This is a genomic window from Pseudomonas sp. KH_017 (assembly GCF_057840285.1).
This window is the reverse complement of record NZ_CM174509.1, coordinates 5,384,545-5,408,560: the sequence shown is the minus strand read 5'-3', so window position 1 is coordinate 5,408,560 and position 24,016 is coordinate 5,384,545. Positions and strand designations below refer to the sequence as shown.

Sequence of the window (24,016 nt, the reverse complement as noted above, 5' to 3'; positions counted from 1 at the left end):
CACATTCGCCCCAGCGTTTGCGACCAGCGCTAAAGGCGATATGGGCAAAAAAGCCCCGCCCCGACAGGAATGCCGGGGCGGGGCGCTTTTCGTCAACGAGACATTTCGAGAAGGGCAGGGCCCTTAGCGGAACATCGCGCTGATCGATTCTTCATTGCTGATGCGGCGAACCGCCTCGGCAACTACCGGCGCGATATCCAGTTGACGGATACGCGAGCAGGCTTGTGCAGCAGCGGACAACGGGATGGTGTTAGTCACCACCAGTTCGTCCAGCATGGAATTTTCGATGTTTTCGATCGCCCGACCGGACAGCACAGGGTGTGTGCAGTAGGCGAAAACCTTGGCAGCGCCATGCTCTTTCAGGGCCTTGGCCGCGTGGCACAGGGTGCCGGCGGTATCGACCATGTCATCGACCAGAATACAGGTACGCCCTTCGACATCACCGATGATATGCATCACTTCAGAGTGATTGGCTTTCTCACGGCGTTTGTCGATGATCCCGAGATCCACGCCCAGGGATTTGGCAACCGCACGTGCACGCACGACGCCGCCAATGTCCGGGGACACGATCATCAGGTTTTCGAAGCGCTGATCTTCGATGTCATCCACCAGAACCGGGGAGCCGTAGATGTTATCTACCGGAATATCGAAGAAGCCCTGGATTTGGTCAGCATGCAGATCAACCGTGAGAACACGGTCGATGCCGACTACGGTAAGCATGTCAGCCACGACTTTCGCGCTGATAGCCACACGTGCGGAACGCGGACGGCGATCCTGACGGGCATAACCAAAGTAAGGAATAACAGCAGTGATACGAGTAGCCGAGGAGCGGCGGAAGGCATCAGCCATCACTACCAGTTCCATCAGGTTATCGTTGGTCGGAGCGCAAGTCGGCTGAATAATGAAGACGTCTTTACCGCGGACGTTTTCATTGATCTCGGCTGTAATTTCGCCGTCGGAGAATTTACCGACAGAGATGTCACCGAGAGGGATATGCAGCTGACGTACGACACGCCGAGCCAGATCGGGGTTAGCGTTCCCCGTAAAGACCATCATCTTGGACACGCGCAGTACCTGAAGGCTGAGGGTAACCTGGATGAGTATAGGAAAATGGCAGGGGCGGCTGGATTCGAACCAACGCATGGCAGGATCAAAACCTGCTGCCTTACCGCTTGGCGACGCCCCTGTATTTGTTGCAACGATTACCCGGTAATCGGTTCCTTTAGAGCAGACTTTGCAGCTTGCGATGCAACATCGAAACGTTGCTTCCTTTTGCTACAAACCCTGTAAGGGTCTCTGTAAGAAGGGCCGAGACTTTATCAGCTTCAACTTTGCTTGGGAAGCCCCCAAACACACAACTTCCAGTTCCGGTGAGTTTTGCTTCGGTAAATTTACCTAACAAATTCAAAGCGTTACGTACCTCTGGATAACGCCTTGTTACCACCGGTAAGCAGTCATTTCGACTGTTTCCCTTGGGAACGGGGCGCACTTTAATGGGAGGAGTGTTACGTGTCAACAACGGATCTGAAAAAATTTCTGCCGTACTTACAGAGACTTGCGGTACCAGCACCAGATACCACGGTTCTTCCGGGTCGACAGGGGTCAGTTTTTCCCCCACGCCCTCGGCGAAAGCCGCGTGGCCACGCACGAAAACCGGGACGTCGGCGCCCAGCGTCAACCCCAGCCCAGCCAGGCGATCTTCATCCCAGCCCAATTGCCACAGATGGTTCAAGCCAAGCAATGTTGTTGCCGCATTCGAGCTGCCGCCGCCAATGCCGCCGCCCATGGGCAGGATTTTTTCGATCCAGATGTCGACGCCCAACGAGCAAGCGGATTGCTCCTGAAGTTTTCTGGCGGCCTTGACGATCAGGTTGCTGTCGTGGGGGACGCCCGGGAATTCGGTGTGCAGTCGGATGACACCGTCATCGCGCAGGGCATAGGTGATTTCGTCGCCGTAATCGAGAAACTGAAACATCGTTTGCAGTTCGTGGTAGCCGTCTTCGCGGCGCCCCAGAATGTGCAGCATCAAATTGAGTTTGGCCGGCGAGGGCAGCGTCAGGCGATTGTCCGGCATGTCATTGCCCCAGTTTGCGCGGTTGCCAGACCTTGATCACCAGCGTGACATCAAGGTCGGTGCCGCTGAGCTTGATGCGCTCGGGCAGCCAGAAACCGTTTTGTTGCGTGTACGAGGTGTAGTCGACCTTCCAGCCATCCTGTTCCAGGCTGGCCAGGCGGCTGTCGCCGTCCAGGGTCAGGCGACTTTTGCTGTCCGGAGCCGGGAGCCCGCGCACCCACCAGGCCAGGTCGGACACCGGCAACTTCCAGCCCAGCTGTTCTTCGAGCAGCACTTCCGGATTCGGTGCGTCGTAACGTCCCTGGTTGGCGACTTCCAGCGACACCTTGCCCGGACGTCCGGTCAGGCGAGCTGCGCCGCGGCCCAGTGGTCCCGACAGGCGAATGTCGTAGTAATCCTGGCGCTGCAACCAGAACAGCGTGCCGCTGCCCGAGTCTTTCGGGGCGCGGATGCCGATCTTGCCGTCGATCTGCCAGCCATCGAGGCCGGTCAGTTGCTGTTTGTGCACGCGCCATTGGGCGGCGTTGCCATGGCCCACGACCGATTCGCGGGGACCCAGGCCCGCGCAACCGGCGAGCAGGGCGATAAAACTGAAAACGATGAAATGGCGCAAAAGCATAATCTTAAAGAGTCTCTGATCCGGTCAGGCGTTTGATGGTGCCGCGCAGGGTCGGGCTGTCAGGCTGTTCCTTGAGGAATTTGCCCCAGACTTGTCTGGCTTCGCGCTGTTTGCCGTTGGCCCACAGGACTTCGCCCAGGTGAGCGGCGACTTCCTGATCGGGGAAGCGATCCAGGGCCTGGCGCAGCAGGCGCTCGGCTTCGTCGAGATTGCCCAGGCGGTAATTCACCCAGCCAAGGCTGTCGAGTACCGCCGGGTCTTCCGGGCTGATCTGGTGTGCCTGCTCGATCAGGGCCTTGGCTTCGGCGTAGCGCGTGGTGCGGTCGGACAAGGTGTAGCCGAGGGCGTTCAACGCCATGGCATTGTCCGGGTCGCGCTTGATGATCGTGCGCAGGTCTTTTTCCATCTGCGCCAGGTCATTGCGTTTTTCCGCCTGCATGGCACGGGTGTAGAGCAGGTTCAAATCGTCCGGGTATTGCTGCAAGGCTTGATGCAGAACGCTCCAGGCCTTGTCGCCCTGATTGTTGGCGGACAGGGTTTCGGCTTCGATGAGGTACAGCTGGATCGCGTAATCCGGCTGCTCGTCGCGCTCTGCCGCCAGCTTTCTTTGCGCTTCGGCGGTCCTGCCGTTGTCTATCAGGATGTCGGCCTGACGCAATTGCGCCGGCAGGAAATCGTTGCCCGGGCCAACCTTGGCGTACTCGATCAACGCGCCTTGCGGGTCGTTTTGTTCTTCGGCGATGCGGCCGAGGTTCAGGTGTGCCGAGTCGACGTGGCTTTCCCGGGCGATCAGGTCTTCAAGATAACCCTTGGCCTCGTTCCAGGCCTTGGCTTCCAGGCAGACCAGTGCCAGGGAGTAACGCAGTTCGTCGTCTTCCGGGTACTGCTGAACCAGGCTCGAGAACTCGGCCTTGGCGTCGTCCATGCGGTCCTGTTCTACCAGCATGCGCGCGTAAGTCAGGCGCAGGCGCTTGTCGTCCGGGTATTTCTTGATGCTTTTCTGCAGCAGCGGCAAGGCCTCGTCACCGCGATCGAGGGTTTGCAGCAGGCGTGCGCGCAGCAGGATCGGGGCGATTTCGCCGTCTTCAGGCGGATTGTCTTCCAGCAGCTTCAGCGCGCCTTTGGTGTCGCCATCCTGTTGCATCAGCAAGGCCTTGCCGAAAATCAGCTGGCTGTTGTCCGGATGACGCTGCAACAAACGGTCGAAGCTTTGCATCAAGCCGTTGCGGGTGTCCTGGTCGGTGTCGGCCGCAGACAGCGCAAGGAAGTCGAAATGGGTGTCGCCCTTGCCTTGCAGGACTCTCTCCATATAGACCATGGAGTCGTCATAACGCCCGGCGCGTGCCAGTTGCACGGCGGCGGCACGTTGCGCTTCGAGGTCGTCGGGGGCGTTCCTGGCCCAGATCAGCGCAGTATCCAGGGCTGCCTGATCGGCGCCCAGATATTCGGCGATACGAAATGCCCGCTCGGAGATGCCCGGATCCTGGGTGTTGATGGCCTGGGTCACATAGTTGTCCAGGGCAATGTCGAAACGATTGCGCTGGCCAGCCAGTTCGGCGCTCAACAGGCTGAAGACGGTTTCCTCGCTGAATGAGCTGTAGACCTTGGGCTTTTCAGGGGCCGGGGTGCTGTCTTCAACCGGTGACGTGCCGTCCGGTGAAGCGGGTGCCAAGGCCTGGCAGCCGCTAAGGAAGACAAGAGCGAGGAGCAACGCGGAAGATCTATTCATATAGGAGGAGGACGACTAACCTGCGGTCGGATCATCATGACACAAGCTTTCGGCCAAACATAACCGGCCCGGCAATTTACCTGCCCGCCCGATAGACGACTCTGGGCGATCCTTTAAACGAGAACCGCTCGCAATGTCGGCGTCGTCTACTGGCACGATAGATATCGAGTAGTTGTTCTGATTCCGTCGAAGTAGGACAATTGTCGGCTTCACGTCACAATCAGCGACTTTGAATGGCCTTCCTTGCACTCGGTATTAACCACAAGACTGCTTCAGTAGACGTCCGCGAGCGCGTGGCTTTTACCCCTGAGCAGCTGGTTGAGGCCTTGCAGCAGCTCTGCCGACTCACCGACAGCCGCGAAGCTGCGATCCTCTCCACCTGCAATCGCAGTGAGCTCTATATAGAACAGGATCACCTGTCGGCGGACGTCGTGCTGCGCTGGCTGGCCGAATACCATCATTTGAGCTACGACGAGCTGCGCGAAAGCGCCTATGTGCATGAAGATGATGCGGCAGTTCGTCACATGATGCGGGTCGCTTCCGGGCTCGACTCGCTGGTGTTGGGCGAACCGCAGATTCTCGGCCAGATGAAGTCGGCCTATGCCGTGGCCCGCGAGGCCGGCACCATCGGGCCGTTGCTCGGGCGGCTGTTCCAGGCCACGTTCAATGCAGCCAAGCAGGTGCGCACCGACACGGCCATCGGCGAGAACCCGGTATCGGTGGCGTTTGCCGCGGTGAGCCTGGCCAAACAGATTTTCAGCGATCTGCAACGCAGCCAGGCCTTGTTGATCGGCGCCGGCGAGACCATCACCCTGGTCGCCCGCCATCTGCATGACCTGGGTGTGAAGCGCATCGTGGTCGCCAACCGTACCCTGGAGCGCGCGAGCATTCTGGCCGAACAGTTCGGTGCTCATGCGGTGTTGTTGTCGGATATTCCGGCAGAGCTGGTGCGCAGCGATATCGTCATCAGTTCCACCGCCAGCCAGTTGCCGATTCTGGGCAAGGGTGCAGTGGAAAGCGCCTTGAAACTGCGCAAGCACAAACCGATCTTCATGGTGGATATCGCTGTTCCCCGTGACATCGAGCCAGAAGTCGGCGAACTGGACGACGTTTACCTCTATAGCGTCGACGATCTCCACGAAGTGGTCGCCGAGAACCTCAAGAGTCGTCAGGGCGCAGCCCAGGCCGCCGAAGAGATGGTCTCGATCGGTGCTGAAGATTTCATGGTCCGCCTGCGCGAGCTGGCGGCGGTGGACGTGCTCAAGGCCTATCGTCAACAGAGCGAGCGCCTGCGCGACGAAGAATTGCAAAAGGCCCAGCGCATGCTGGCCAACGGCAGCAGTGCCGAAGAGGTGCTGGTGCAACTGGCCCGCGGGCTGACCAACAAACTGTTGCACGCACCGAGCGTGCAGTTGAAAAAGCTCTCTGCCGAAGGTCGCCTGGATGCGCTGGCGATGGCCCAGGAACTCTTTGCCCTCGGTGAGGGCTCATCGGATAGCTTTTCGGATAAAAAACCGCAATGAAAGCGTCACTGCTCAATAAGCTGGATATCCTCCAGGACCGTTTCGAGGAATTGACTGCCCTGCTGGGCGACGGCGAGGTCATTTCCGATCAGAACAAGTTCCGCACCTATTCCAAGGAGTACGCGGAAGTTGAACCGATCGTGGGCGCCTACAAAGAACTGCTGAAAGTGCAGGACGACCTCGAAGGTGCCCAGGCACTGCTCAAGGACAGCGACCCGGACATGCGTGAAATGGCCGTGGAAGAAGTCCGCGAAGCCAAGGAGCGCCTGGTCACGCTCGAAGCCGACCTGCAGCGCATGCTGCTGCCCAAGGACCCGAACGACGGGCGCAACGTGTTCCTCGAGATCCGTGCCGGTACCGGCGGCGACGAAGCGGCGATTTTCTCCGGCGACCTGTTCCGCATGTATTCGCGTTACGCCGAGCGCCGTGGCTGGCGGGTGGAAATCCTCTCGGAAAACGAGGGTGAACACGGCGGCTATAAAGAGGTGATTGCCCGGGTCGAGGGCGACAACGTCTACGGCAAGCTCAAATTCGAATCCGGCGCGCACCGCGTGCAGCGGGTTCCGGCGACCGAATCCCAGGGTCGCATCCACACGTCGGCCTGCACCGTGGCGGTATTGCCCGAGCCGGACGAACAGGAAACCATCGAGATCAACCCGGCCGATCTGCGCGTCGATACCTATCGCTCCTCCGGCGCCGGCGGCCAGCACGTCAACAAGACCGACTCGGCGATCCGAATCACGCACTTGCCGTCCGGCATCGTGGTCGAGTGCCAGGAAGAGCGTTCACAGCACAAGAACCGCGCCCGGGCGATGTCCTGGTTGTCGGCCAAGCTGAACGATCAGCAGACCTCCGCTGCAGCCAATGCCATCGCCAGCGAGCGCAAGTTGCTGGTCGGCTCCGGCGACCGTTCCGAGCGCATTCGCACCTATAATTTTGCCCAGGGTCGGGTCACCGACCACCGGGTCAACCTGACCTTGTATTCCCTCGACGAGATCCTCGCCGGCGGTGTCGAGGCGGTGATCGAGCCGTTGCTGGCCGAGTACCAGGCCGATCAACTGGCCGCGATAGGTGAGTAAATGACGATCATTGCCAGTTTGTTGCGCGCCGCTGATTTGCCCGACTCGCCGACGGCGCGTCTGGATGCCGAATTGCTGCTGGCGGCGGCCTTGGGCAAGTCCCGCAGTTTCCTGCACACCTGGCCGGAGCGCATCGTGCCGAGCGAAGCGGCGCTGACGTTTGCCGAATATTTGCAACGCCGTCGCGGCGGCGAGCCGGTGGCCTACATTCTCGGCCAACAAGGCTTCTGGAAACTCGACCTGGAAGTGGCACCGCACACGCTGATCCCGCGCCCCGACACCGAGTTGCTGGTGGAAGCCGCGCTGGAACTGTTGCCGGCCACGCCGGCCAAGGTACTCGACCTCGGCACCGGCAGCGGCGCGATTGCCCTGGCCCTGGCCAGCGAACGTCCGGCGTGGAACGTCACTGCCGTGGATCGCGTGCTGGAGGCCGTGGCCCTGGCCGAGCGCAATCGCCAGCGTCTGCACCTGAACAACGCCAAGGTACTGAGCAGCCATTGGTTCAGCGCCCTGGAAGGTCAGCGTTTTCAACTGATCATCAGCAATCCGCCCTACATCGCAGCGACCGATCCGCATCTGGTCGAGGGCGATGTGCGCTTTGAACCGGCCAGCGCTTTGGTGGCGGGTGTCGACGGGCTCGACGATCTGCGCCTGATCGTCGCCCAGGCGCCGGAGCATCTGGATGCCGGCGGTTGGCTGATGCTCGAACACGGCTATGATCAGGCCGAGGCAGTTCGCGATTTATTGCTGACCCGCGGATTTGAAGAAGTCCACAGCCGCACCGATCTGGGCGGTCACCAACGCATCAGTCTGGGGCGCCTGCCGTGCTGAATGATCAGGAGTTGTTGCGCTACAGTCGGCAGATTCTGCTGCAACACATCGATATCGACGGCCAGTTGCGGCTCAAGGAAAGCCGCGTATTGATCGTCGGTCTTGGCGGCCTTGGCGCGCCAGTGGCGCTTTATCTGGCGGCCGCCGGGGTTGGCGAGTTGCACCTGGCGGATTTCGACACGGTCGACCTGACCAACCTGCAACGCCAGATCATTCACGACACCGACAGCGTCGGCATGACCAAGGTCGATTCGGCGCTCAAGCGGCTGACGGCGATCAATCCCGAGATCCAGTTGATCGCCCATCGTGCGGCGCTGGATGAGGATTCCCTGGCCGCCGTGGTGGCCGGGGTGGATCTGGTCCTCGATTGCTCTGACAATTTTTCCACCCGTGAAGCGGTCAACGCCGCTTGCGTAACCGCCGGCAAACCGCTGGTCAGCGGCGCGGCGATTCGCCTCGAAGGGCAACTGTCGGTGTTCGATCCGCGTCGGCCGGAGAGTCCGTGCTACCACTGTTTGTACGGGCACGGCAGCGAAGCCGAATTGACCTGTAGCGAGGCCGGCGTAGTCGGTCCACTGGTGGGTCTGGTTGGCAGTCTGCAAGCGCTGGAGGCGTTGAAGTTGCTGGCCGGATTCGGTGAGCCACTGGTGGGGCGCCTGCTGCTGATCGATGCCTTGGGCTCGCGCTTCCGTGAGTTGCGGGTCAAGCGCGATCCGGGTTGCAGTGTCTGTGGGTCGAAACATGCGTGAAGCGCCGATTGGCGTGTTCGACTCCGGTGTCGGCGGGCTCTCGGTACTGGCCGAGATCCAGCGTTTGCTGCCCAATGAATCTCTGTTGTATGTCGCCGACTGCGGGAATGTTCCCTACGGCGAGAAAACCCCGGAGTTTATCCAGCAACGTTGCAGCGTGATGGCCGACTTCTTTCGGCAACAGGGCGCCAAGGCCCTGGTGCTGGCGTGCAACACGGCGACGGTGGCTGGCGTCGCCGACTTGCGTCGCGACTATCCAGAATGGCCCATTGTTGGCATGGAGCCGGCAGTCAAGCCGGCCGCCGCCGCAACCCGTTCCGGCGTGGTGGGGGTGCTGGCCACCACCGGCACTTTGCAAAGTGCCAAGTTCGCAGCGTTACTCGACCGGTTCGCCACGGACGTGAAAGTCATCACCCAGCCCTGTCCCGGACTGGTGGAGCTGATTGAAAACGGCGACCTGCGCAGCCCCGAGTTGCGCCAGCTATTGGCCGGGTATGTTCGGCCACTGCTGGCCGCCGGCGCGGACACCCTGATTCTCGGCTGCACCCATTACCCCTTTCTCAAGCCGATGCTGCGGCAGATGATCCCCGAGGACATCAGCCTGATCGACACCGGCGCCGCCGTCGCGCGGCAACTTCAACGGCTGCTGGCCGATGGCGAGCTGCTCGCCGAGGGGCCCGCCCGCGAAGCGCAGTTCTGGACCAGCGCCGATCCGCTTCATTTCAGAAATATCTTGCCGATACTGTGGAATACCGCTGGCGTTGTGCGAAGCTTCAACAGGTAGAAGGCTGTCCGGGGGGAGGACGAAAAATCGGGGTGAACTTCTGATAAATCGCTGACTTCTATAGTTTTGCAGGGCTGGGCAACAAAAAAACCATACGAAATCGTTCGGAAAAGGAAGTTTCTAGTGAAGCGACTATTCTGCTTGGCCGCGATTGCGGCCGCACTGATGGGGCACACGTTTACCGCGCAGGCGGCAGGTGTGGAGTTTGCCGTGGGGCAAACCGGCGAGTCGACCATGACCTATCGACTGGGCATGCAATTCGATTGGGACCAGAGCTGGTGGCAGAGTGACGTGGGTCGTCTGACCGGTTATTGGGATGGTGCCTACACCTATTGGGAAGGTGACAAGACATCCAGTAACCACAGCCTGTCGTTCTCGCCCGTGCTTGTTTATGAATTTTCCGGCCAGAACGTCAAACCCTACATCGAGTTTGGGGTTGGCGTGGCGGCCTTTGCCAGCACCGAAGTCGAAAACAACGATCTAGGCAGCGCCTTCCAGTTCGAAGACCGCTTTGGTTTCGGTTTGCGCTTTACCGGCGGACATGAAGTCGGGGTTCGTGCGACGCACTATTCCAACGCCGGGATCACCACTCCGAACGATGGTGTAGAAAGTTACGCATTGCATTACACGATGCCGTTGTAAGGCGCAACGCTGTACCAAATGTGGGAGCGGGCTTGCTCGCGAAAGCAGTGGATCAGTCGAGACTGTAATCGACTGACCTGACGCTTTCGCGAGCAAGCCCGCTCCCACATTGATATTGGGACAACTTCAAACTAGCGATACGCCGTCGAAATCCCCTGGCGTTCGTCGATGCACTCCGGTGCGCCCATCTCGAATTCCCGGCAGATCAGCGGGCGTTTTTCGTAGATGGTGCACATCATCGTGTTGCGATCCAGCGCGGCACACCAGCCGTCATCCAGGCGCAGCATCACTTCCCCGCCCCAGTCATCGGTATCGATGAACCGTTCAGGCACACCCGTATCGGTGATCAGCATGACTTCGAGCTGGCAGCAGCAGGCCGCGCAGGTCGAGCAGGTGACTGCGGGTTCCGCGATTTGCGTAAGGGGGATGGTTTTCATGGCGCGCAGTGTAAGGCAGTCACCGTGTGCTGTGTGAAAGGTCTGACGGACGCTCAAGCATCGGAACGTCCGAGATACCGCTGCCGATGATGGCGATTTTCACGGTTGATCCTTGATCGGTGGCTGGCTGCGCACCATGCGTTTGCCGATCTCCAGTTTCACTTGGTCCGGCCGTTTGGAGAGCGGCCAGAGGGTGGCCATGAACGCTGCCGGGAAAGCGATTTCCAGCGGGCGGTCCTTGAGTTTTTCGAAGATGTGGTGCGCAGCTTTCTCCACCGGCCAGCTCAAGGCCATGGGGGAGTCGTTTTTCGCCGTCAGCGGCGTTTCGACAAACCCGGGGCTGATTACCGTGAGTTCTATACCTTCCGGGGCCAGGTCGATGCGCAGGGATTCGAACAGGTAACGCAGCCCGGCCTTCGAGGCGCCGTACGCTTCTGCCTTGGGCAACGGCAGGTAAGTCACCGTACTGGCCATGGCTACCATATGCGGTGCGATGCCGGCCCGCAGCAAAGGCAGGGCAGCGTCGATGCAATAGCTGCTGGCCAGCAGGTTGGTGCGCACCACATGCTCGACAATCGACGCATCGAACTGCTTGGCGTCCACGTACTCGCTGGTGCCGGCATTGAGTATCACGGTGTCCAGCGAGCCCCAGTCCTCGGCAATCTGCTCGCCGATCTCGCGTACGGTCTGGCTGTTGGTCAGGTCTCCGGCGACCACCAGCACTTGACCCGGATAACGTAGTGACAAGTCTTTCAGTGGTGCCACGGTGCGCGAACTGACGGCCAGGTGCGCACCGGTTTTCAGGATTTCTTCGGCCAGGGCGGCACCGATGCCGCTGCTGGCACCCGTCAGCCAGTATCGTCGTGCGAGTGTGCGACTCATCCCAATCTCCTTTTCAGCCAGGCAATTGCCCGGCCCAATACGGGTAAATGTTCATAATGCAAAGCCCCGGCATCGAAGTAATCCCGGTGGCGGTAATTCATGACCCAACGGCGGCGTATTGCCGTGAGGGCAGGTTTTTGAATGCCGTCAACGCGCGCGTACGGGAAGTACTCAGGTCGACGATCGGTGAGGGGTAATCCACAACACCGAAAAGGCCGCCGAGATTGGCGGGGTTGTGCACGTCTTTTTTATTCAGCCTGGCTAGTTCCGGCAGCCATTGCTTGATGAACACGCCTTCGGGGTCGAATTTTTCCGACTGGCTCAGCGGGTTGAAAATCCGGAAGTAAGGCGCCGAGTCGGTGCCGGTGGAGGAACTCCACTGCCAGCCACCATTGTTCGCCGCCAGGTCGCCATCGATCAGGTGACGCATGAAAAAGCGTTCGCCTTCGCGCCAGTCGATCAACAGGTTTTTGCTCAGGAACATCGCCACCACCATGCGCAGGCGGTTGTGCATCCAGCCGGTTGCCAGCAGTTGGCGCATGGCGGCGTCGATGATCGGCAAGCCGGTACGCGCCTGTTGCCAGGCGGCCAGTTCTTCGGGGGCGTTGCGCCAGGCCAGCGCTTCGGTTTCCGGGCGAAACGCGCGGTGCCGGGAAATCCGTGGGTAGCCCACCAGGATGTGTTTGTAGAACTCGCGCCACAGCAGTTCGTTGATCCAGGTGACGGCGCCGGTCTTGCCGCTTTCGAATTCACCTTGATTGCTGTTCAAGGCGGCGTGCAGGCATTGACGCGGAGAAATTACCCCGGCGGCCAGATAGGCCGAGAGCTGACTGGTGCCGGGCTTCGCCGGGAAATCCCGTTCGCTTTGATAGTGCTCGATCTGTGCATCGCTAAAGCGGTCGAGGCGATGCCGGGCTTCTGCTTCGCCCGCCGGCCACAGGTTGCGCAGGTTATCAGCGGGTGTTGCGAAGCCGTCGACACTCAAGGGGATCGCATCGCTGGCAATGTTCAGCGGCGCTTGTTTGTGCGGCGCGCGGACCAGGCTGGGCAGCGAGTGGTGCAGTCGTTCGTAGCAGACTTTGCGGAACTGGCTGAAGACCTGAAAGTAAGTGCCGGTGCGGGTCAGCAAGCTCCCGGGCTTGAACAGCAACTGATCGAGGTAGCGGTGAACTTCGATGCCTTCGGCCTGTAGCGTCCGGGCGACCGTTGCATCGCGACGGGACTCGTGGATGCCGTACTCGTCGTTGAGGTACAGCGCGTCGACCTGCCACTGTCGGCACAGGTTCAGCAATACACTGGGTGCGTCATCCCAGCGGGGTGCCTGGCGGACCAGCAAGGGAATGTTCAGTTGACCCAGTTCACGGCTCAACTCGCGCAGGTTACGCAGCCAGAAGTCCACTTTGCAGGGCGCATCGTCGTGTTCCAGCCATTGTTCCGGACTCAGCAGATACACCGCCACGCAGGGGCCGCGAGCCGCGGCGGCCGAGAGAGCGGTGTTGTCATGTAGACGCAAGTCGCTGCGCAGCCAGATCAATTGCATTTTGGTATCCACGCGTTTCATTTAAATCAGCCCGCGCTGAACCAGTGCCTGATGTGCCGACAACGGATTTTCGGCCAGGTACAAATCAGCGATCTCGATAGTACTTACGGACAACTCGGTGTGGTGGATGCATACCGTTGGTCCGGCAATCATTTTTGGGCAACTGATTCCTTTCAATAGTTTCCGCAGTTGCATCAGATTCAGGGCTTTGCTTGAGTACAGCAGAACCCCTCGAGGTTGCAGCAGTTCGACCGCCAATGCCAGTTCGCCGACAGGCAGCGGCCAGTCGAAGACCTCCACCGGGCAGTCCGCGCTGCTGATCAGCCAGGCCGTGAGCCACAGGTGCGGTTCCACGGGCAGGTCCGAGTGGTTGACCAGCAGCAGCGGCGCGGTGCGCAACTGACGATTGTTATGGTAGATGCGTGCGCCGAATTTGCTGCGCAGCCAGGCACAGAAAAAGCCCCGCTCCATCTGCGCCCCGAACTGGCCTTGCCAGCGTTGCTCCAGAGCGGCCAGCAAGGGCATCAGCAAGTGCTCGCACAGGGTCCGCGGCGGATACAGCGCCATCGCCTGATTGACGCTGTCATCCAGGGCGCGTTCCTGCAATCGGCTGACCGCCTGCAGCAACGTTTGCAGCAAGGCGTGCCAATCGTTGTCGGCGAACTCGCTGAAGGCTTGCGGCGCGTCGAGCAATGGCTTGACCTGGCTGACGGCAACGCCACGGTTGAGCCAGGTGAGGATGGTCTGGATGCGTTGTACATGGTCGGCCGTGAACAGCCGATGCCCCTTGGGTGTGCGTTGCGGCACGATCAGGCCGTAGCGCCGCTCCCAGGCGCGCAAGGTCACGGCATTGACCCCGGTTTGCCGCGCCACTTCACGGATCGGCAGCCAGCCTTCGTCCAGCGCCTTTTTAAAGTCATCGCCGAGGTCTTCGCGGGCGCTGGTGTCGAGTGCTTTTTTCATCAGATGGCGTTTCGCAGGCTGAGGTTTTCCGGGTGCAGTTGCAGGTAAACCTGCTGTGCGATGTAGGGATCGGGGTGTTGGTTGAAGTGATGTTTGAGCAGCGTCAGCGGCACCACCAGCGGCACGATGCCCAGGCGGTACTGGCTGATCACGTGTTGCACTTCCTGCTTTTCTTCACGGCTGATGGCCTGTTTCAGGTAGCCACTGAGGTGTTGCAGGACGTTGGTGTGTGTGCGACGGGTGGCGCATTTTTTCAGCGCCGCCATCAGTTCGCTGAAATAGCGGGGCCCCAGTTCCTGCGGATCGGTATGGCCCATGTTGCCCAGCAGGTGGCCCAGGGTTTTGTATTGCACCGGGTTGTGGGCCATCAGCAGGTATTTGTAGCGCGAGTGAAAGTCCGTGAGCCCGCGCCGGGTCAGGCCTTCCTGGCACAGCTGCTGCCAGGCGTTGGAGGCGAACACGCAGGTGAGGAAGTTTTCCCGCAGCACCGGATCGTTGAGCCGGCCGCCTTCCTCCACTGGCAAGTCCGGGTGCAGCAGGCAGGCGTTGATGGCGATTTTCTGTTTGGCGGGAGCATGGGGCATCGGAGCACCTCGAATCTGAACCTGTGCAGACGGTCGAGTCTGTACAGGATAACTTCATCATAGATTCGAAGTTGTACAAGTCAAATGTTGTGTATAAGTTTTGTGGCGGGCTGCTGTCCATGGCGACAGCAGCGATTTGCTCGGGTCGATGCTCTTTACTGCAGGTGCTCATGCAAGCGGCGGGCGGCTTCCTGACCACTGAGCCAGGCTCCTTCGACGCGTCCGGACAGGCACCAGTCGCCACAGGCGTACAGCCCCAGGTCGGCATCGGCCAGGGTGCCCCATTCGTGACTGCTGGCGGGGCGGGCGTAGAGCCAGCGGTGGGCGAGGCTGAAGCTCGGCGCGGGCATGGAATCGTGCAGCAGTTCGGCGAAAGCACCGTGCAACTGCTCGATCACGGCTTCCTTGGACAGGTCGATGTGCTGGCGACTCCAGGCGCTGGTGGCATGCAGCACCCAAGTGTCGAGAGTGTTGTCGCGTCCGGGTTTGCTGCGGTTGCGGGCCAGCCAGTCGAGTGGGCTGTCCTGTACGAAGCAGCCTTCCATGGGCGTTTCCAGCGGCGTTTCGAAGGCCAGGGCGATGGCCCAGGTCGGGTCCATTTTCACTCCGGCGGCGGCCCCGGCGAGTTTCGGCGCTGACGCCAGCAGTGCCGTGGCCTGTGGGGCCGGCGTGGCGATGACCACGTGGCTGAACGGTCCGTGGGTGAAGCCTTCTGCGTCCTGCAGGTGCCAGTGTTCTTCACCGCGATAGACCTCGGTGATCCGGCAGGCGAAATGCACTTCGAGGTCACCGAGCAGTGCGCGGGTGATGGCGCTCATGCGCGGCGTGCCGACCCAGCGGGTCTGCTCGTCCGGTGACAGGTTGAGCTGGCCGCCGTGGTAGGTGTACAGCTGCGGCGTCCACTCGGCGACCCAGCCCTTGGCCTGCCAGCGCTGAACTTCGTTGACAAAACGCCGGTCGCGGGCCGTGAAATACTGCGCGCCCATGTCCAGGGCACCCGCATCGCTGCGCTTGCTCGACATGCGCCCGCCGCTGCCGCGGCTTTTATCGAACAGTTGAACCACATGCCCGAGGTCGGTCAGGGCCTGGGCGGCGGAGAGTCCGGCAATGCCGGTGCCGATGATTGCGATAGGTACAGTCATAGGGGCCTCGTTTACCTTTCTGTACAGACTACGCCGGGGTTCAAACCTGTACAATATTGTTTTTTGGTATAACTTTTAGCGTTCTCGTTCTGACAGCTTGGCCTATTGTTAAACATAGAGCCTGCTCGATACCAAAGATCCCTGCTTATAAAAATAGACTAATGGACAAGGTAAAACGCCACGCGAGGAAGAAGTCATGCACATATTGCTGACCGGCGGTACTGGTTTGATAGGACGTCAGCTCTGCCGGCACTGGTCAGGGCAGGGCCATCGCCTGACAGTCTGGAGTCGCCAGCCTGAAAAAGTCGCGAAAATATGTGGTACCCAAGTGCGTGGAGTTGCCCGGCTGGAGGATCTGGGGCAGGAGCCGGTCGATGCGATCGTCAATCTGGCCGGAGCGCCGATTGCCGACCGGCCCTGGACACACAAGCGTAAAGCCTTGTTGTGGAGCAGCCGCATCACGCTGACTGAAACCCTGCTGGCGTGGCTTGAAAGCCGCGAGCAGAAACCACGAGTGATGATTTCCGGTTCGGCTGTCGGCTGGTATGGCGACGGTGGCGAGCGCGAACTTACCGAGGACTCGGGGCCGGTCAGCGAAGATTTCGCCAGTCAATTGTGCATCGCCTGGGAAGAGACTGCACAGCGGGCTGAAGCGTTGGGTATTCGCGTCATCCTCATTCGAACCGGGTTGGTGCTGTCGGCGGAGGGCGGCTTTTTGTCGCGGCTGTTGCTGCCGTTCAAACTGGGCCTGGGAGGGCCGATCGGCAACGGCCGGCAGTGGATGCCGTGGATTCATATCGACGATCAAATCGCTCTGATTGATTTTCTTCTGCATCGCAACGAGGCCAGCGGTCCCTATAATGCGTGCGCGCCCAAACCGGTGCGCAACCGCGAGTTTGCCACGGCGTTGGGTGGCGTACTGCATCGCCCGACCTTCATGCCGATGCCGGCCTTCGTATTGAAGGTGGGGCTGGGCGAGTTGTCCTTGCTCTTGCTGGGCGGCCAGCGCGCCACTCCGGTGCGTTTGTTACAGGCTGGTTTCACTTTTAAGTTCACGGATTTGCGCGCGGCTCTGGACGATCTGTCCGGTCGCCTTTGAAATAGGACGTTGCATGACCGATCACGCGTTGCTTCTGGTCAATCTGGGTTCACCTGCCTCCACCTCGGTGGCGGATGTGCGCAGTTACCTCAATCAATTTCTGATGGACCCGTACGTGATCGACCTGCCATGGCCGGTTCGACGGCTGCTGGTGTCGCTGATCCTGATCAAGCGTCCCGAGCAGTCGGCCCATGCTTATGCCTCGATCTGGTGGGACGAGGGCTCGCCGCTGGTGGTGCTCAGCCGTCGCCTGCAACAAGCCATGACCCGTCAATGGCAACACGGCCCGGTCGAACTGGCGATGCGTTACGGCGAGCCGTCGATTGAATCTACGCTGGTGCGCATGGCCGCCGGGGGGCACAAGCGAATCACCCTGGCGCCGCTGTATCCACAGTTCGCCGACAGCACCACGACTACGGTCATCGAAGAGGCCATACGCGTGGTGCGCGAGAAAAACCTCGACGTGCAACTGTCGGTGCTGCAACCGTTCTACGATCAACCGGAATACCTTGATGCGCTGGTGGCCACGACCCGGCCGCATTTGCAGCAGGATTTCGATCACTTGCTGATGAGCTTTCATGGATTGCCGGAACGGCATCTGAAGAAGCTCAACCCCGGTCACAGCTTCGAGGGTGGTGGTGATTGCTGCGCCGGAGCTCCACCGGAGGTGGTCGCCACCTGTTATCGCGGCCAATGCCTGCGTACGGCGGCAGAGGTCGCCAAACGCATGGGGTTGCCGGAGGGCAAGTGGTCGGTGTCGTTCCAGTCGCGTCTGGGGCGCGCCAAATGGATCGAACCCTACACCGAGGCGCGCCTGGATGAGTTGGCCAAAAGCGGGGTGAAAAAGGTTCTGGTGATGTGCCCGGCGTTCGTTGCCGATTGCATCGAGACCCTGGAGGAGATCGGAGATCGCGGCAAGGAGCAGTTCCGCGAGGCGGGGGGCGAGGAGTTGGTGCTGGTGCCGTGCCTCAACGATGATCCGCATTGGGCGCGGGCGTTGAGTGCGTTGTGCGAGCGAGCACCGTTGGTGCTTTAAAAAGCTTCGTCGGAACGCCGCCCGGAGCAAGCCCGCTCCCACAGGTGGAATGCATTCCAAGTGTGGGAGCGGGCTTGCTCGCGAAGAGGATCTTTCAGTCAGCGAAGAATCCGAGCCTGCTTAGATCAGCGGCTCATTCGCCTTCTTGTGCTTCCAGCTGTCATTGCCCGGCAGGATCAGGTTCAAGCCAATCGCCACCACCGCGCACAGCGCGATGCCCTTGAGGCCGAAATCGTCCGGCCCGGTGCCGGTGCCGATCAGCACGCCACCGATCCCGAACACCAGGGTCACCGACACAATCACCAGATTACGCGCCTCGCCCAGATCGATCTTGTGGCGGATCAGCGTGTTCATCCCCACCGCCGCGATCGAACCGAACAACAGGCACAGAATCCCGCCCATCACCGGCACCGGAATGCTTTGCAGCAGTGCGCCGAACTTGCCGATGAACGCCAGGCTGATGGCGAAGATCGCCGCCCAGGTCATGATTTTCGGGTTGTAGTTCTTGGTCAGCATCACCGCGCCGGTCACTTCGGCGTAGGTGGTGTTGGGCGGGCCGCCGAATAGACCGGCCGCCGTGGTGGCAATGCCGTCGCCGAGCAGGGTGCGGTGCAGGCCGGGCTTCTTCAGGTAATCGCGACCGGTCACGCTACCCACGGCAATCACGCCGCCGATGTGTTCGATGGCCGGGGCCAGGGCCACCGGAACGATGAACAGAATCGCCTGCCAGTTGAATTCCGGCGCGGTGAAGTGCGGGATGGCGAACCACGGTGCCGCCGCAATCTTCGCGGTATCGACCACGCCGAAGTAGAACGCCATGCCGAAACCGACCAGCACGCCGGAGATGATCGGCACCAGGCGGAAGATGCCCTTGCCGAAAACCGCAACGATCAGTGTGGTCAGCAGCGCGGGCATCGAGATCATCATCGCCGTCTGGTAATGAATCAATTCGCTGCCGTCGCCGGCCTTGCCCATCGCCATGTTGGCGGCAATCGGCGCCATGGCCAGGCCAATCGAAATGATCACCGGCCCGATCACCACTGGCGGCAGCAGGCGGTCGATGAAGCCGGTGCCTTTGATCTTCACCGCGAGGCCGAGGAAGGTGTAGACGAAACCTGCCGCCATCACACCGCCCATGGTCGCGGCCAGGCCGAACTGGCCCTTGGCGAGAATGATCGGGGTGATGAAGGCAAAGCTCGATGCCAGGAACACCGGCACCTGACGCCCGGTGACGATCTGGAACAGGATCGTCCCCAGGCCGGCCGTGAACAGCGCCACGTTCGGGTCGAGACCGGTAATCAGCGGCATCAACACCAGGGCGCCGAAGGCCACGAACAGCATCTGTGCACCCGACAGCACCGTGCGCCAGAGCGGATCGTTGAACTCTTGCTGCATGGTCACGCGTCCTTCTGCTTGGTGCCGAAGATCTTGTCACCGGCATCGCCCAGCCCTGGGATGATGTAACCGTGTTCGTTCAGTTTCTGATCAATAGACGCGGTGTAGATGATCACGTCCGGGTGAGCTTTCTCTACGGCGGCGATGCCTTCCGGCGCGGCAACCAGCACCATGGCGCGGATGTCCTTGCAGCCGGCCTTTTTCAGCAGGTCGATGGTGGCAACCATCGAGCCGCCGGTGGCGAGCATCGGGTCGATGATCATGGCCAGGCGTTCGTCGATTTCCGGGACCAGTTTTTCCAGGTAGGTATGGGCTTCGAGGGTTTCCTCGTTGCGGGCCACGCCCACGGCGCTGACCTTGGCGCCCGGGATCAGGCTGAGCACACCTTCGAGCATGCCTATGCCGGCACGCAGGATCGGCACCACGGTGATTTTCTTGCCGGCGATTTTCTCGACCGATACGGTGCCGCACCAACCTTCGATATCGTAGGATTCCAGCGGCAGGTCTTTGGTGGCTTCATAGGTCAGCAGGGCGCCGACTTCCTGAGCGAGCTCACGGAAATTCTTCGTGCTGATGTCTGCGCGGCGCATAAGGCCAAGTTTATGACGGATCAGCGGGTGGCGGATCTCATGGATGGGCATGGGGAAAGGCTCCGGCGGCGGGCAAAAAAACCGGCCTAGATTAATCTATCCGAGAGTGTTGTCCTATAGACATACAGTACGTTAGTCCACAAACGCTTGATCTGGCCGTGCGGGATGCGTACCTTTGCCCGCTTTTCCGAATCCGTCACTCCCCCTCAAACCCCTTGGAGAGCGCCATGTCCGCTGATCTCGAGCATATCCGTCAAATCATGCGAGAGGCTGACTGCCTGTACACCGAAGCTGAAGTCGAGGCGGCTATCGCCCGCGTCGGTGCACAAATCAACGAACAAATGGCCGACAGCAACCCGGTGGTGTTCTGCGTGATGAACGGCGGGCTGATTTTCTCCGGCAAGCTGCTGACCTACCTGCACTTCCCACTGGAGGCGTCTTACCTGCACGCCACCCGTTATCGCAACGAAACCAGCGGCGGCGACCTGTTCTGGAAAGCCAAGCCGGAAGTTTCCTTCATCGACCGTGACGTGCTGATCATCGACGACATCCTCGACGAAGGTCACACCCTGGGCGCGATCATCGACTTCTGCAAACACGCTGGCGCACGTAAAGTGCATACTGCGGTGCTGATCGACAAAAACCACGACCGCAAGGCCCGTCCGGACCTCAAGGCCGATTTCGTCGGTCTGCCGTGCATCGACCGCTACATATTCGGTTACGGCATGGACTACAAGGGCTACTGGCGTAATGCCAACGGAATTTTCGCCGTTAAAGGAATGTAAGACATGGATACGCCTCGCTTTCTGGATCAGACCTTGTTCGCCGAGCTGGCCGGGAAAGCCGCGGCTAATCCTCGTGGGCGCCAGCATCACAACTTCCATCAGATGGAAGACGCTTGCCATCGCATGGCAGTGGGGTTGCAGCCGTCCACGTATATCCCGCCTCACCGGCATTTGGGCGACAACAAGGCCGAAACCCTGTTGGTCCTCAAGGGGCGGCTGGGCGTGTTGATCTTTGACGAGACCGGCACGGTGCTGAGCAAGACCGTGCTGCAGGCCGGTGGCGATTGTGTTGGCGTGGACCTGCCAACCGGTGTGTTCCACGGATTGGTGGTGCTGGAAGCCGACAGCCTGATGTTCGAATGCAAGGCCGGTCCTTACCGCCCGGTCGGTGAGGGTGAGCTGGCGCATTGGGCGCCGCGCGAAGGCGAGCCCGGTGTTGCCGAGTATCAGGCCTGGATGCGCGCGCAGTTCGACTGATTTTCAACCTGTGGGAGCGGGCTTGCTCGCGAAAGCGGTGTATCAGTTACAGTGATGTTGACTGGCACTCCCTCTTCGCGAGCAAGTCGAATCGTCGCACCGCCGCTCCCACAGGGGTTCGTGTTCACAGACCCACGTCCACTCGCCCATGCTAGAGTGCTCGGCCCCGATTCCGGAGCCTGCCATGAGCCCTTTTATCCGCAGCTGCGCCGCCCTGTTGCTGACCCTTAGCCTGCCATTGGCCGCCGCGCCGGCGCCCATGCATGCGCAGTTCCTGCCGCCCGATGACCTGACCCTGCGTGACAGCGATCCCGAACAGCAACAGTTGCTGCAGGTTACCGAGTACTCGGTGGTGGTCGGCGCTCAGCGTCAATCCAATCAACAGCCGATTCCGGTCACTTCGCCGCTGCTGATTCGGCTCAAGGGCAAATCCCTGAACAAGGGCGCCACCATCACTCAGGTGCTGGTCAACTTCGATGGTGAAAGCAAAAGCCTGAAAAAGCCGGTTTACGACGAGCCGAGCAAAACCCTGACCCTCTATTACCCGCTGGCGCAATACCGGGTGGTGGTCGACTTGTTGCGCAACGACACGGTGTATTGCCAGTTTCTCAGTTACGCCAATGGTCATGTCTGGGCCGATCTGCACACCGGCAGCACTCGTCCGCGTTGAGCCTTGAGCCCGCGCAGGGGTAAACTGCCCGCCCCGTGTAATGTCTGCGAGCTGGAGTCGGCAATGCGTAAAGATAAAAAACAAGTGATTGGTGACGAGATCGGCGATGAGCAGATCAAGTTGTTCCTCGATTTCGAACCGGTCGACGCGACTTCTCCGTCCCTGCACAAACTGGTCAAGGCCTACCGTGGCCTGCGCATCGACGATTTCGCGCGCTTTCTGACGTTCTTCGTCGAAGCGGGTTACGACGTGAATGGCAAGGATGAGCACGGCAATAACTTCATTGCCCTGATCAAGGATCAGCGCAATGCGGCGGATTACATCGAGCTGATCGAAAAGGCTCGCGGCTGATCCCTCGCCACAAATATGGTTTCGCCGGCCATAAAAAAACGCCCCGCTCTCGATGAGAACGGGGCGTTTTTCATGGAGCCGAATCAAGCGTAGCTTTCGGTCTCGCTGCTGGCTTCAACCAGTTCCAGGGCAACGTTGTTCTGCGTGTTGATCTTGCGATACAGCGCAGCGTCGGTTTCCAGGACCTTTTCCCGGGCCGGGAAAATTTCCGCCAGTTTGGTGGCCCATTCGCCCTTGGTTTTGCCCGGGAAGCATTTTTCGATCAGCTCAAGCATGATCGAAACGGTCACCGAGGCACCTGGCGAAGCGCCGAGCAGTGCCGCCAGGGAACCGTCCTTGGCCGCGACCAGTTCGGTACCGAATTGCAGGACGCCGCCTTTCTTCGGGTCTTTCTTGATGATCTGCACCCGTTGGCCGGCCACTTCCAGGCGCCAGTCTTCAGCTTTCGCCTCAGGGTAGAAGCGACGCAGGGATTCCAGGCGCTGCTCCATCGACTGCATCACTTCGCTGACCAGGTACTTGGTCAGGTCCATGTTGTTTTTTGCCACGGACAGCATCGGGCCGATGTTGCCGGCGCGAACCGACAACGGCAGGTCCATGAAGGAGCCGTGCTTGAGGAACTTGGTGGTGAAGCCGGCATAAGGTCCGAACAGCAGCGACTTCTTGCCTTCGACCACGCGGGTGTCCAGGTGCGGCACGGACATTGGCGGCGAACCTACTGCAGCCTGGCTGTAGACCTTGGCCTGGTGGTGCTTGACCACTTCCGGGTTATCGCAACGCAGCCACTGGCCGCTGATCGGGAAGCCGCCGAAGCCTTTGCTCTCTTCGATGCCCGAAGCCTGCAGCAGCGGCAGTGCCGCACCGCCCGCGCCGAGGAAGACGAATTTGGCGTCTACTTCACGGGTGTTGCCGCTGTTGACGTCCTTGATGCTGACAGTCCAGCCGCCGTTGCTGCGCTTGAGGCCGGTCACGCGCTTGCAGTACTTGACCTGGGCATCGGGTGCGCTGGTCAGGTGCTTGAGCAACTGGTTGGTCAGGGCACCGAAGTTGACGTCGGTGCCATTGATAACGCGGGTCGCGGCGAGGGTTTCGCCAGGATCGCGGCCAGGCATCATCAGCGGCATCCACTCGGCCATTTTGGCCTTGTCTTCGGTGTATTCCATGTCCGAAAAGGCGTGGTGCTTGCTCAGTACCTTGAAGCGTTCCTTGAGGAAGGACACGCCGCTGTCGCCCTGCACGAAACTCAGGTGTGGCACCGGGCTGATAAACGATTTGCACGAGCCGAACGTGCCTTTCTTGGTCAGGTACGACCAGAACTGCTTCGACACCTCGAACTGGGTGTTGATGTGCACGGCTTTCTTGATGTCGACGGCGCCATCGGCGGCCTGCGGCGTGTAGTTGAGCTCACACAGCCCGGCGTGACCGGTACCGGCGTTGTTCCACGGGTTGGAACTCTCCGCGGCACCGGAATCCATCAGCTCGACGACTTCCAGCTTGATCGCGGGGTCGAGCTCTTTGAGCAGTACTGCAAGGGTGGCACTCATGATGCCGGCCCCAACCAGTACTACGTCGACTGCTTCGTTATGCGCCATTTAACGCGTCTCCAAAATCTGCAGCACCAAATTGTCGGCATGGCTGCCAGGAGTGACGGGGCGTGTCAGTGTTACCCCAGGTACCCATGGCAGGATCGCCATGTCCGAATCTTCGCAATTTATCGCAACTTCGACGGACGCTACCTGCCGGGCCTATGAGCCATATGAACTCATTTCAGCGCGCGGGAGGCAATTCGACTTATGGTCGATACATCCGTTTGTGCAACCAAATCCGTAGCGGACAGGCTTCAGGCTCCGGTGTTCGAGGAATACTCGGTCCTGTGTCGTTGGGCTGTTGTAGACGCTAATGGTGCATGTTCAGACGCAAAACTATTCATTTGCTCGCCACACTCTTGTGAAGTTGTGAAAACCCGTTTTTTTCACGCTCTTTTGAAGACGTGAACCTCAAAAAGGGCTGTCCCAGCCTGGCACCGTGCCCGGAT

At 60.3% G+C, this 24,016-nt stretch carries 24 protein-coding genes, 1 tRNA gene and 2 pseudogenes; 12 read left to right on the top strand and 15 right to left on the bottom strand.

The features are described 5' to 3' along the window. Positions 1–123: 123 nt before the first annotated feature. From AC3IT6_RS24580 to AC3IT6_RS24560, 5 genes are all read right to left on the bottom strand, one after another. Entirely contained in the window at positions 124–1,065 is a 942-nt protein-coding gene (locus AC3IT6_RS24580; protein ID WP_003208392.1) for a ribose-phosphate pyrophosphokinase, read from the bottom strand. A gap of 46 nt (positions 1,066–1,111) precedes the next feature. Further along, positions 1,112–1,186, bottom strand: a tRNA-Gln gene (locus AC3IT6_RS24575). Positions 1,187–1,222: 36 nt separating this feature from the next. Beyond that, positions 1,223–2,074: a 4-(cytidine 5'-diphospho)-2-C-methyl-D-erythritol kinase gene (gene ispE / locus AC3IT6_RS24570; RefSeq protein WP_489353388.1), complete on the bottom strand. Its 852-nt coding sequence runs from the start codon at positions 2,072–2,074 to the stop codon at positions 1,223–1,225. Between the two features lies 1 nt (position 2,075). Then, positions 2,076–2,693 (bottom strand): lipoprotein insertase outer membrane protein LolB, encoded by a 618-nt coding sequence (gene lolB / locus AC3IT6_RS24565; RefSeq protein WP_489353386.1) that lies wholly within the window; start codon positions 2,691–2,693, stop codon positions 2,076–2,078. A 4-nt stretch (positions 2,694–2,697) separates the two neighbouring features. Beyond that, complete coding sequence (locus AC3IT6_RS24560) at positions 2,698–4,422, bottom strand: tetratricopeptide repeat protein (RefSeq protein WP_489353384.1); 1,725 nt, start codon at positions 4,420–4,422, stop codon at positions 2,698–2,700. Positions 4,423–4,655: 233 nt separating this feature from the next. Here AC3IT6_RS24560 and hemA point away from each other — a divergent pair, with 233 nt between their 5' ends. From hemA to AC3IT6_RS24530, 6 genes are all read left to right on the top strand, one after another. Then, complete coding sequence (gene hemA, locus AC3IT6_RS24555; protein ID WP_056726273.1) at positions 4,656–5,945, top strand: glutamyl-tRNA reductase; 1,290 nt, start codon at positions 4,656–4,658, stop codon at positions 5,943–5,945. Next, positions 5,942–7,024: a peptide chain release factor 1 gene (prfA, locus tag AC3IT6_RS24550; protein ID WP_489353382.1), complete on the top strand. Its 1,083-nt coding sequence runs from the start codon at positions 5,942–5,944 to the stop codon at positions 7,022–7,024. Before hemA ends, prfA begins: the two co-directional genes overlap by 4 nt. Continuing rightward, positions 7,025–7,855, top strand: coding sequence for a peptide chain release factor N(5)-glutamine methyltransferase (prmC, locus tag AC3IT6_RS24545; protein ID WP_150759018.1), 831 nt, complete (start codon positions 7,025–7,027; stop codon positions 7,853–7,855). After that, positions 7,849–8,604 (top strand): molybdopterin-synthase adenylyltransferase MoeB, encoded by a 756-nt coding sequence (locus tag AC3IT6_RS24540; RefSeq protein ID WP_489353380.1) that lies wholly within the window; start codon positions 7,849–7,851, stop codon positions 8,602–8,604. The genes prmC and AC3IT6_RS24540 overlap by 7 nt, the downstream gene beginning before the upstream one ends. Continuing rightward, on the top strand, positions 8,597–9,388 hold the full coding sequence (gene murI, locus AC3IT6_RS24535) for a glutamate racemase (protein ID WP_489353378.1): 792 nt from the start codon (positions 8,597–8,599) through the stop codon (positions 9,386–9,388). Before AC3IT6_RS24540 ends, murI begins: the two co-directional genes overlap by 8 nt. Before the next feature lie 123 nt (positions 9,389–9,511). After that, a complete protein-coding gene (locus tag AC3IT6_RS24530) occupies positions 9,512–10,030 on the top strand; it encodes an acyloxyacyl hydrolase (RefSeq protein ID WP_489353376.1) in 519 nt (172 codons plus the stop codon). Between the two features lie 131 nt (positions 10,031–10,161). Here AC3IT6_RS24530 and AC3IT6_RS24525 read toward each other — a convergent pair whose 3' ends face one another. From AC3IT6_RS24525 to AC3IT6_RS24495, 7 genes and pseudogenes are all read right to left on the bottom strand, one after another. Beyond that, positions 10,162–10,467: a YkgJ family cysteine cluster protein gene (locus AC3IT6_RS24525; protein ID WP_110658460.1), complete on the bottom strand. Its 306-nt coding sequence runs from the start codon at positions 10,465–10,467 to the stop codon at positions 10,162–10,164. Positions 10,468–10,566: 99 nt separating this feature from the next. Next, on the bottom strand, positions 10,567–11,349 hold the full coding sequence (locus AC3IT6_RS24520) for an SDR family NAD(P)-dependent oxidoreductase (protein WP_489353373.1): 783 nt from the start codon (positions 11,347–11,349) through the stop codon (positions 10,567–10,569). After that, positions 11,346–11,444 (bottom strand): annotated as a pseudogene (locus tag AC3IT6_RS24515) (nuclear transport factor 2 family protein); the annotation flags it as partial. The gene AC3IT6_RS24520 and the pseudogene AC3IT6_RS24515, both read right to left, overlap by 4 nt. Positions 11,445–11,446: 2 nt before the next feature. After that, positions 11,447–12,889 carry a deoxyribodipyrimidine photo-lyase gene (gene phrB, locus AC3IT6_RS24510; protein ID WP_489353371.1) on the bottom strand — a complete coding sequence of 481 codons (1,443 nt, stop codon included), beginning with the start codon at positions 12,887–12,889 and terminating at the stop codon, positions 11,447–11,449. A gap of 21 nt (positions 12,890–12,910) precedes the next feature. Further along, positions 12,911–13,852, bottom strand: coding sequence for a MerR family transcriptional regulator (locus AC3IT6_RS24505; protein WP_489353369.1), 942 nt, complete (start codon positions 13,850–13,852; stop codon positions 12,911–12,913). Then, positions 13,852–14,394: pseudogene (locus AC3IT6_RS24500) on the bottom strand (YbgA family protein); the annotation flags it as partial. The gene AC3IT6_RS24505 and the pseudogene AC3IT6_RS24500, both read right to left, overlap by 1 nt. Before the next feature lie 197 nt (positions 14,395–14,591). Beyond that, on the bottom strand, positions 14,592–15,578 hold the full coding sequence (locus AC3IT6_RS24495; RefSeq protein WP_057713325.1) for an NAD(P)/FAD-dependent oxidoreductase: 987 nt from the start codon (positions 15,576–15,578) through the stop codon (positions 14,592–14,594). 196 nt (positions 15,579–15,774) lie between these two features. Between AC3IT6_RS24495 and AC3IT6_RS24490 the strand changes: the two genes are divergently transcribed. Further along, positions 15,775–16,677 (top strand): TIGR01777 family oxidoreductase, encoded by a 903-nt coding sequence (locus tag AC3IT6_RS24490; protein WP_489353366.1) that lies wholly within the window; start codon positions 15,775–15,777, stop codon positions 16,675–16,677. Between the two features lie 13 nt (positions 16,678–16,690). Beyond that, positions 16,691–17,713 (top strand): ferrochelatase, encoded by a 1,023-nt coding sequence (hemH, locus tag AC3IT6_RS24485; RefSeq protein ID WP_489353364.1) that lies wholly within the window; start codon positions 16,691–16,693, stop codon positions 17,711–17,713. A gap of 120 nt (positions 17,714–17,833) precedes the next feature. Here the strand turns inward: hemH and AC3IT6_RS24480 are convergent, their stop codons facing one another. Both AC3IT6_RS24480 and upp read right to left on the bottom strand, forming a co-directional pair. Further along, positions 17,834–19,108: a uracil-xanthine permease family protein gene (locus AC3IT6_RS24480; RefSeq protein ID WP_057713328.1), complete on the bottom strand. Its 1,275-nt coding sequence runs from the start codon at positions 19,106–19,108 to the stop codon at positions 17,834–17,836. Between the two features lie 2 nt (positions 19,109–19,110). Then, the gene (gene upp, locus AC3IT6_RS24475) at positions 19,111–19,749 is read right to left on the bottom strand and encodes a uracil phosphoribosyltransferase (RefSeq protein WP_108214877.1); all 639 of its coding nucleotides are present in this window, start codon (positions 19,747–19,749) and stop codon (positions 19,111–19,113) included. 176 nt (positions 19,750–19,925) lie between these two features. On the opposite strand from upp, the gene AC3IT6_RS24470 reads away from it, so the two are divergent. From AC3IT6_RS24470 to AC3IT6_RS24455, 4 genes are all read left to right on the top strand, one after another. Further along, the gene (locus tag AC3IT6_RS24470; RefSeq protein ID WP_489353362.1) at positions 19,926–20,483 is read left to right on the top strand and encodes a hypoxanthine-guanine phosphoribosyltransferase; all 558 of its coding nucleotides are present in this window, start codon (positions 19,926–19,928) and stop codon (positions 20,481–20,483) included. Positions 20,484–20,486: 3 nt separating this feature from the next. Next, on the top strand, positions 20,487–20,960 hold the full coding sequence (locus tag AC3IT6_RS24465) for a WbuC family cupin fold metalloprotein (RefSeq protein ID WP_007981336.1): 474 nt from the start codon (positions 20,487–20,489) through the stop codon (positions 20,958–20,960). A 184-nt stretch (positions 20,961–21,144) separates the two neighbouring features. Beyond that, on the top strand, positions 21,145–21,630 hold the full coding sequence (locus AC3IT6_RS24460) for a hypothetical protein (RefSeq protein WP_489353360.1): 486 nt from the start codon (positions 21,145–21,147) through the stop codon (positions 21,628–21,630). A gap of 63 nt (positions 21,631–21,693) precedes the next feature. Next, positions 21,694–21,981 carry a PA4642 family protein gene (locus AC3IT6_RS24455; protein ID WP_223454751.1) on the top strand — a complete coding sequence of 96 codons (288 nt, stop codon included), beginning with the start codon at positions 21,694–21,696 and terminating at the stop codon, positions 21,979–21,981. An 83-nt stretch (positions 21,982–22,064) separates the two neighbouring features. Here AC3IT6_RS24455 and mqo read toward each other — a convergent pair whose 3' ends face one another. Further along, positions 22,065–23,573, bottom strand: coding sequence for a malate dehydrogenase (quinone) (mqo, locus tag AC3IT6_RS24450; RefSeq protein WP_489353358.1), 1,509 nt, complete (start codon positions 23,571–23,573; stop codon positions 22,065–22,067). Positions 23,574–24,016: the final 443 nt, after the last annotated feature.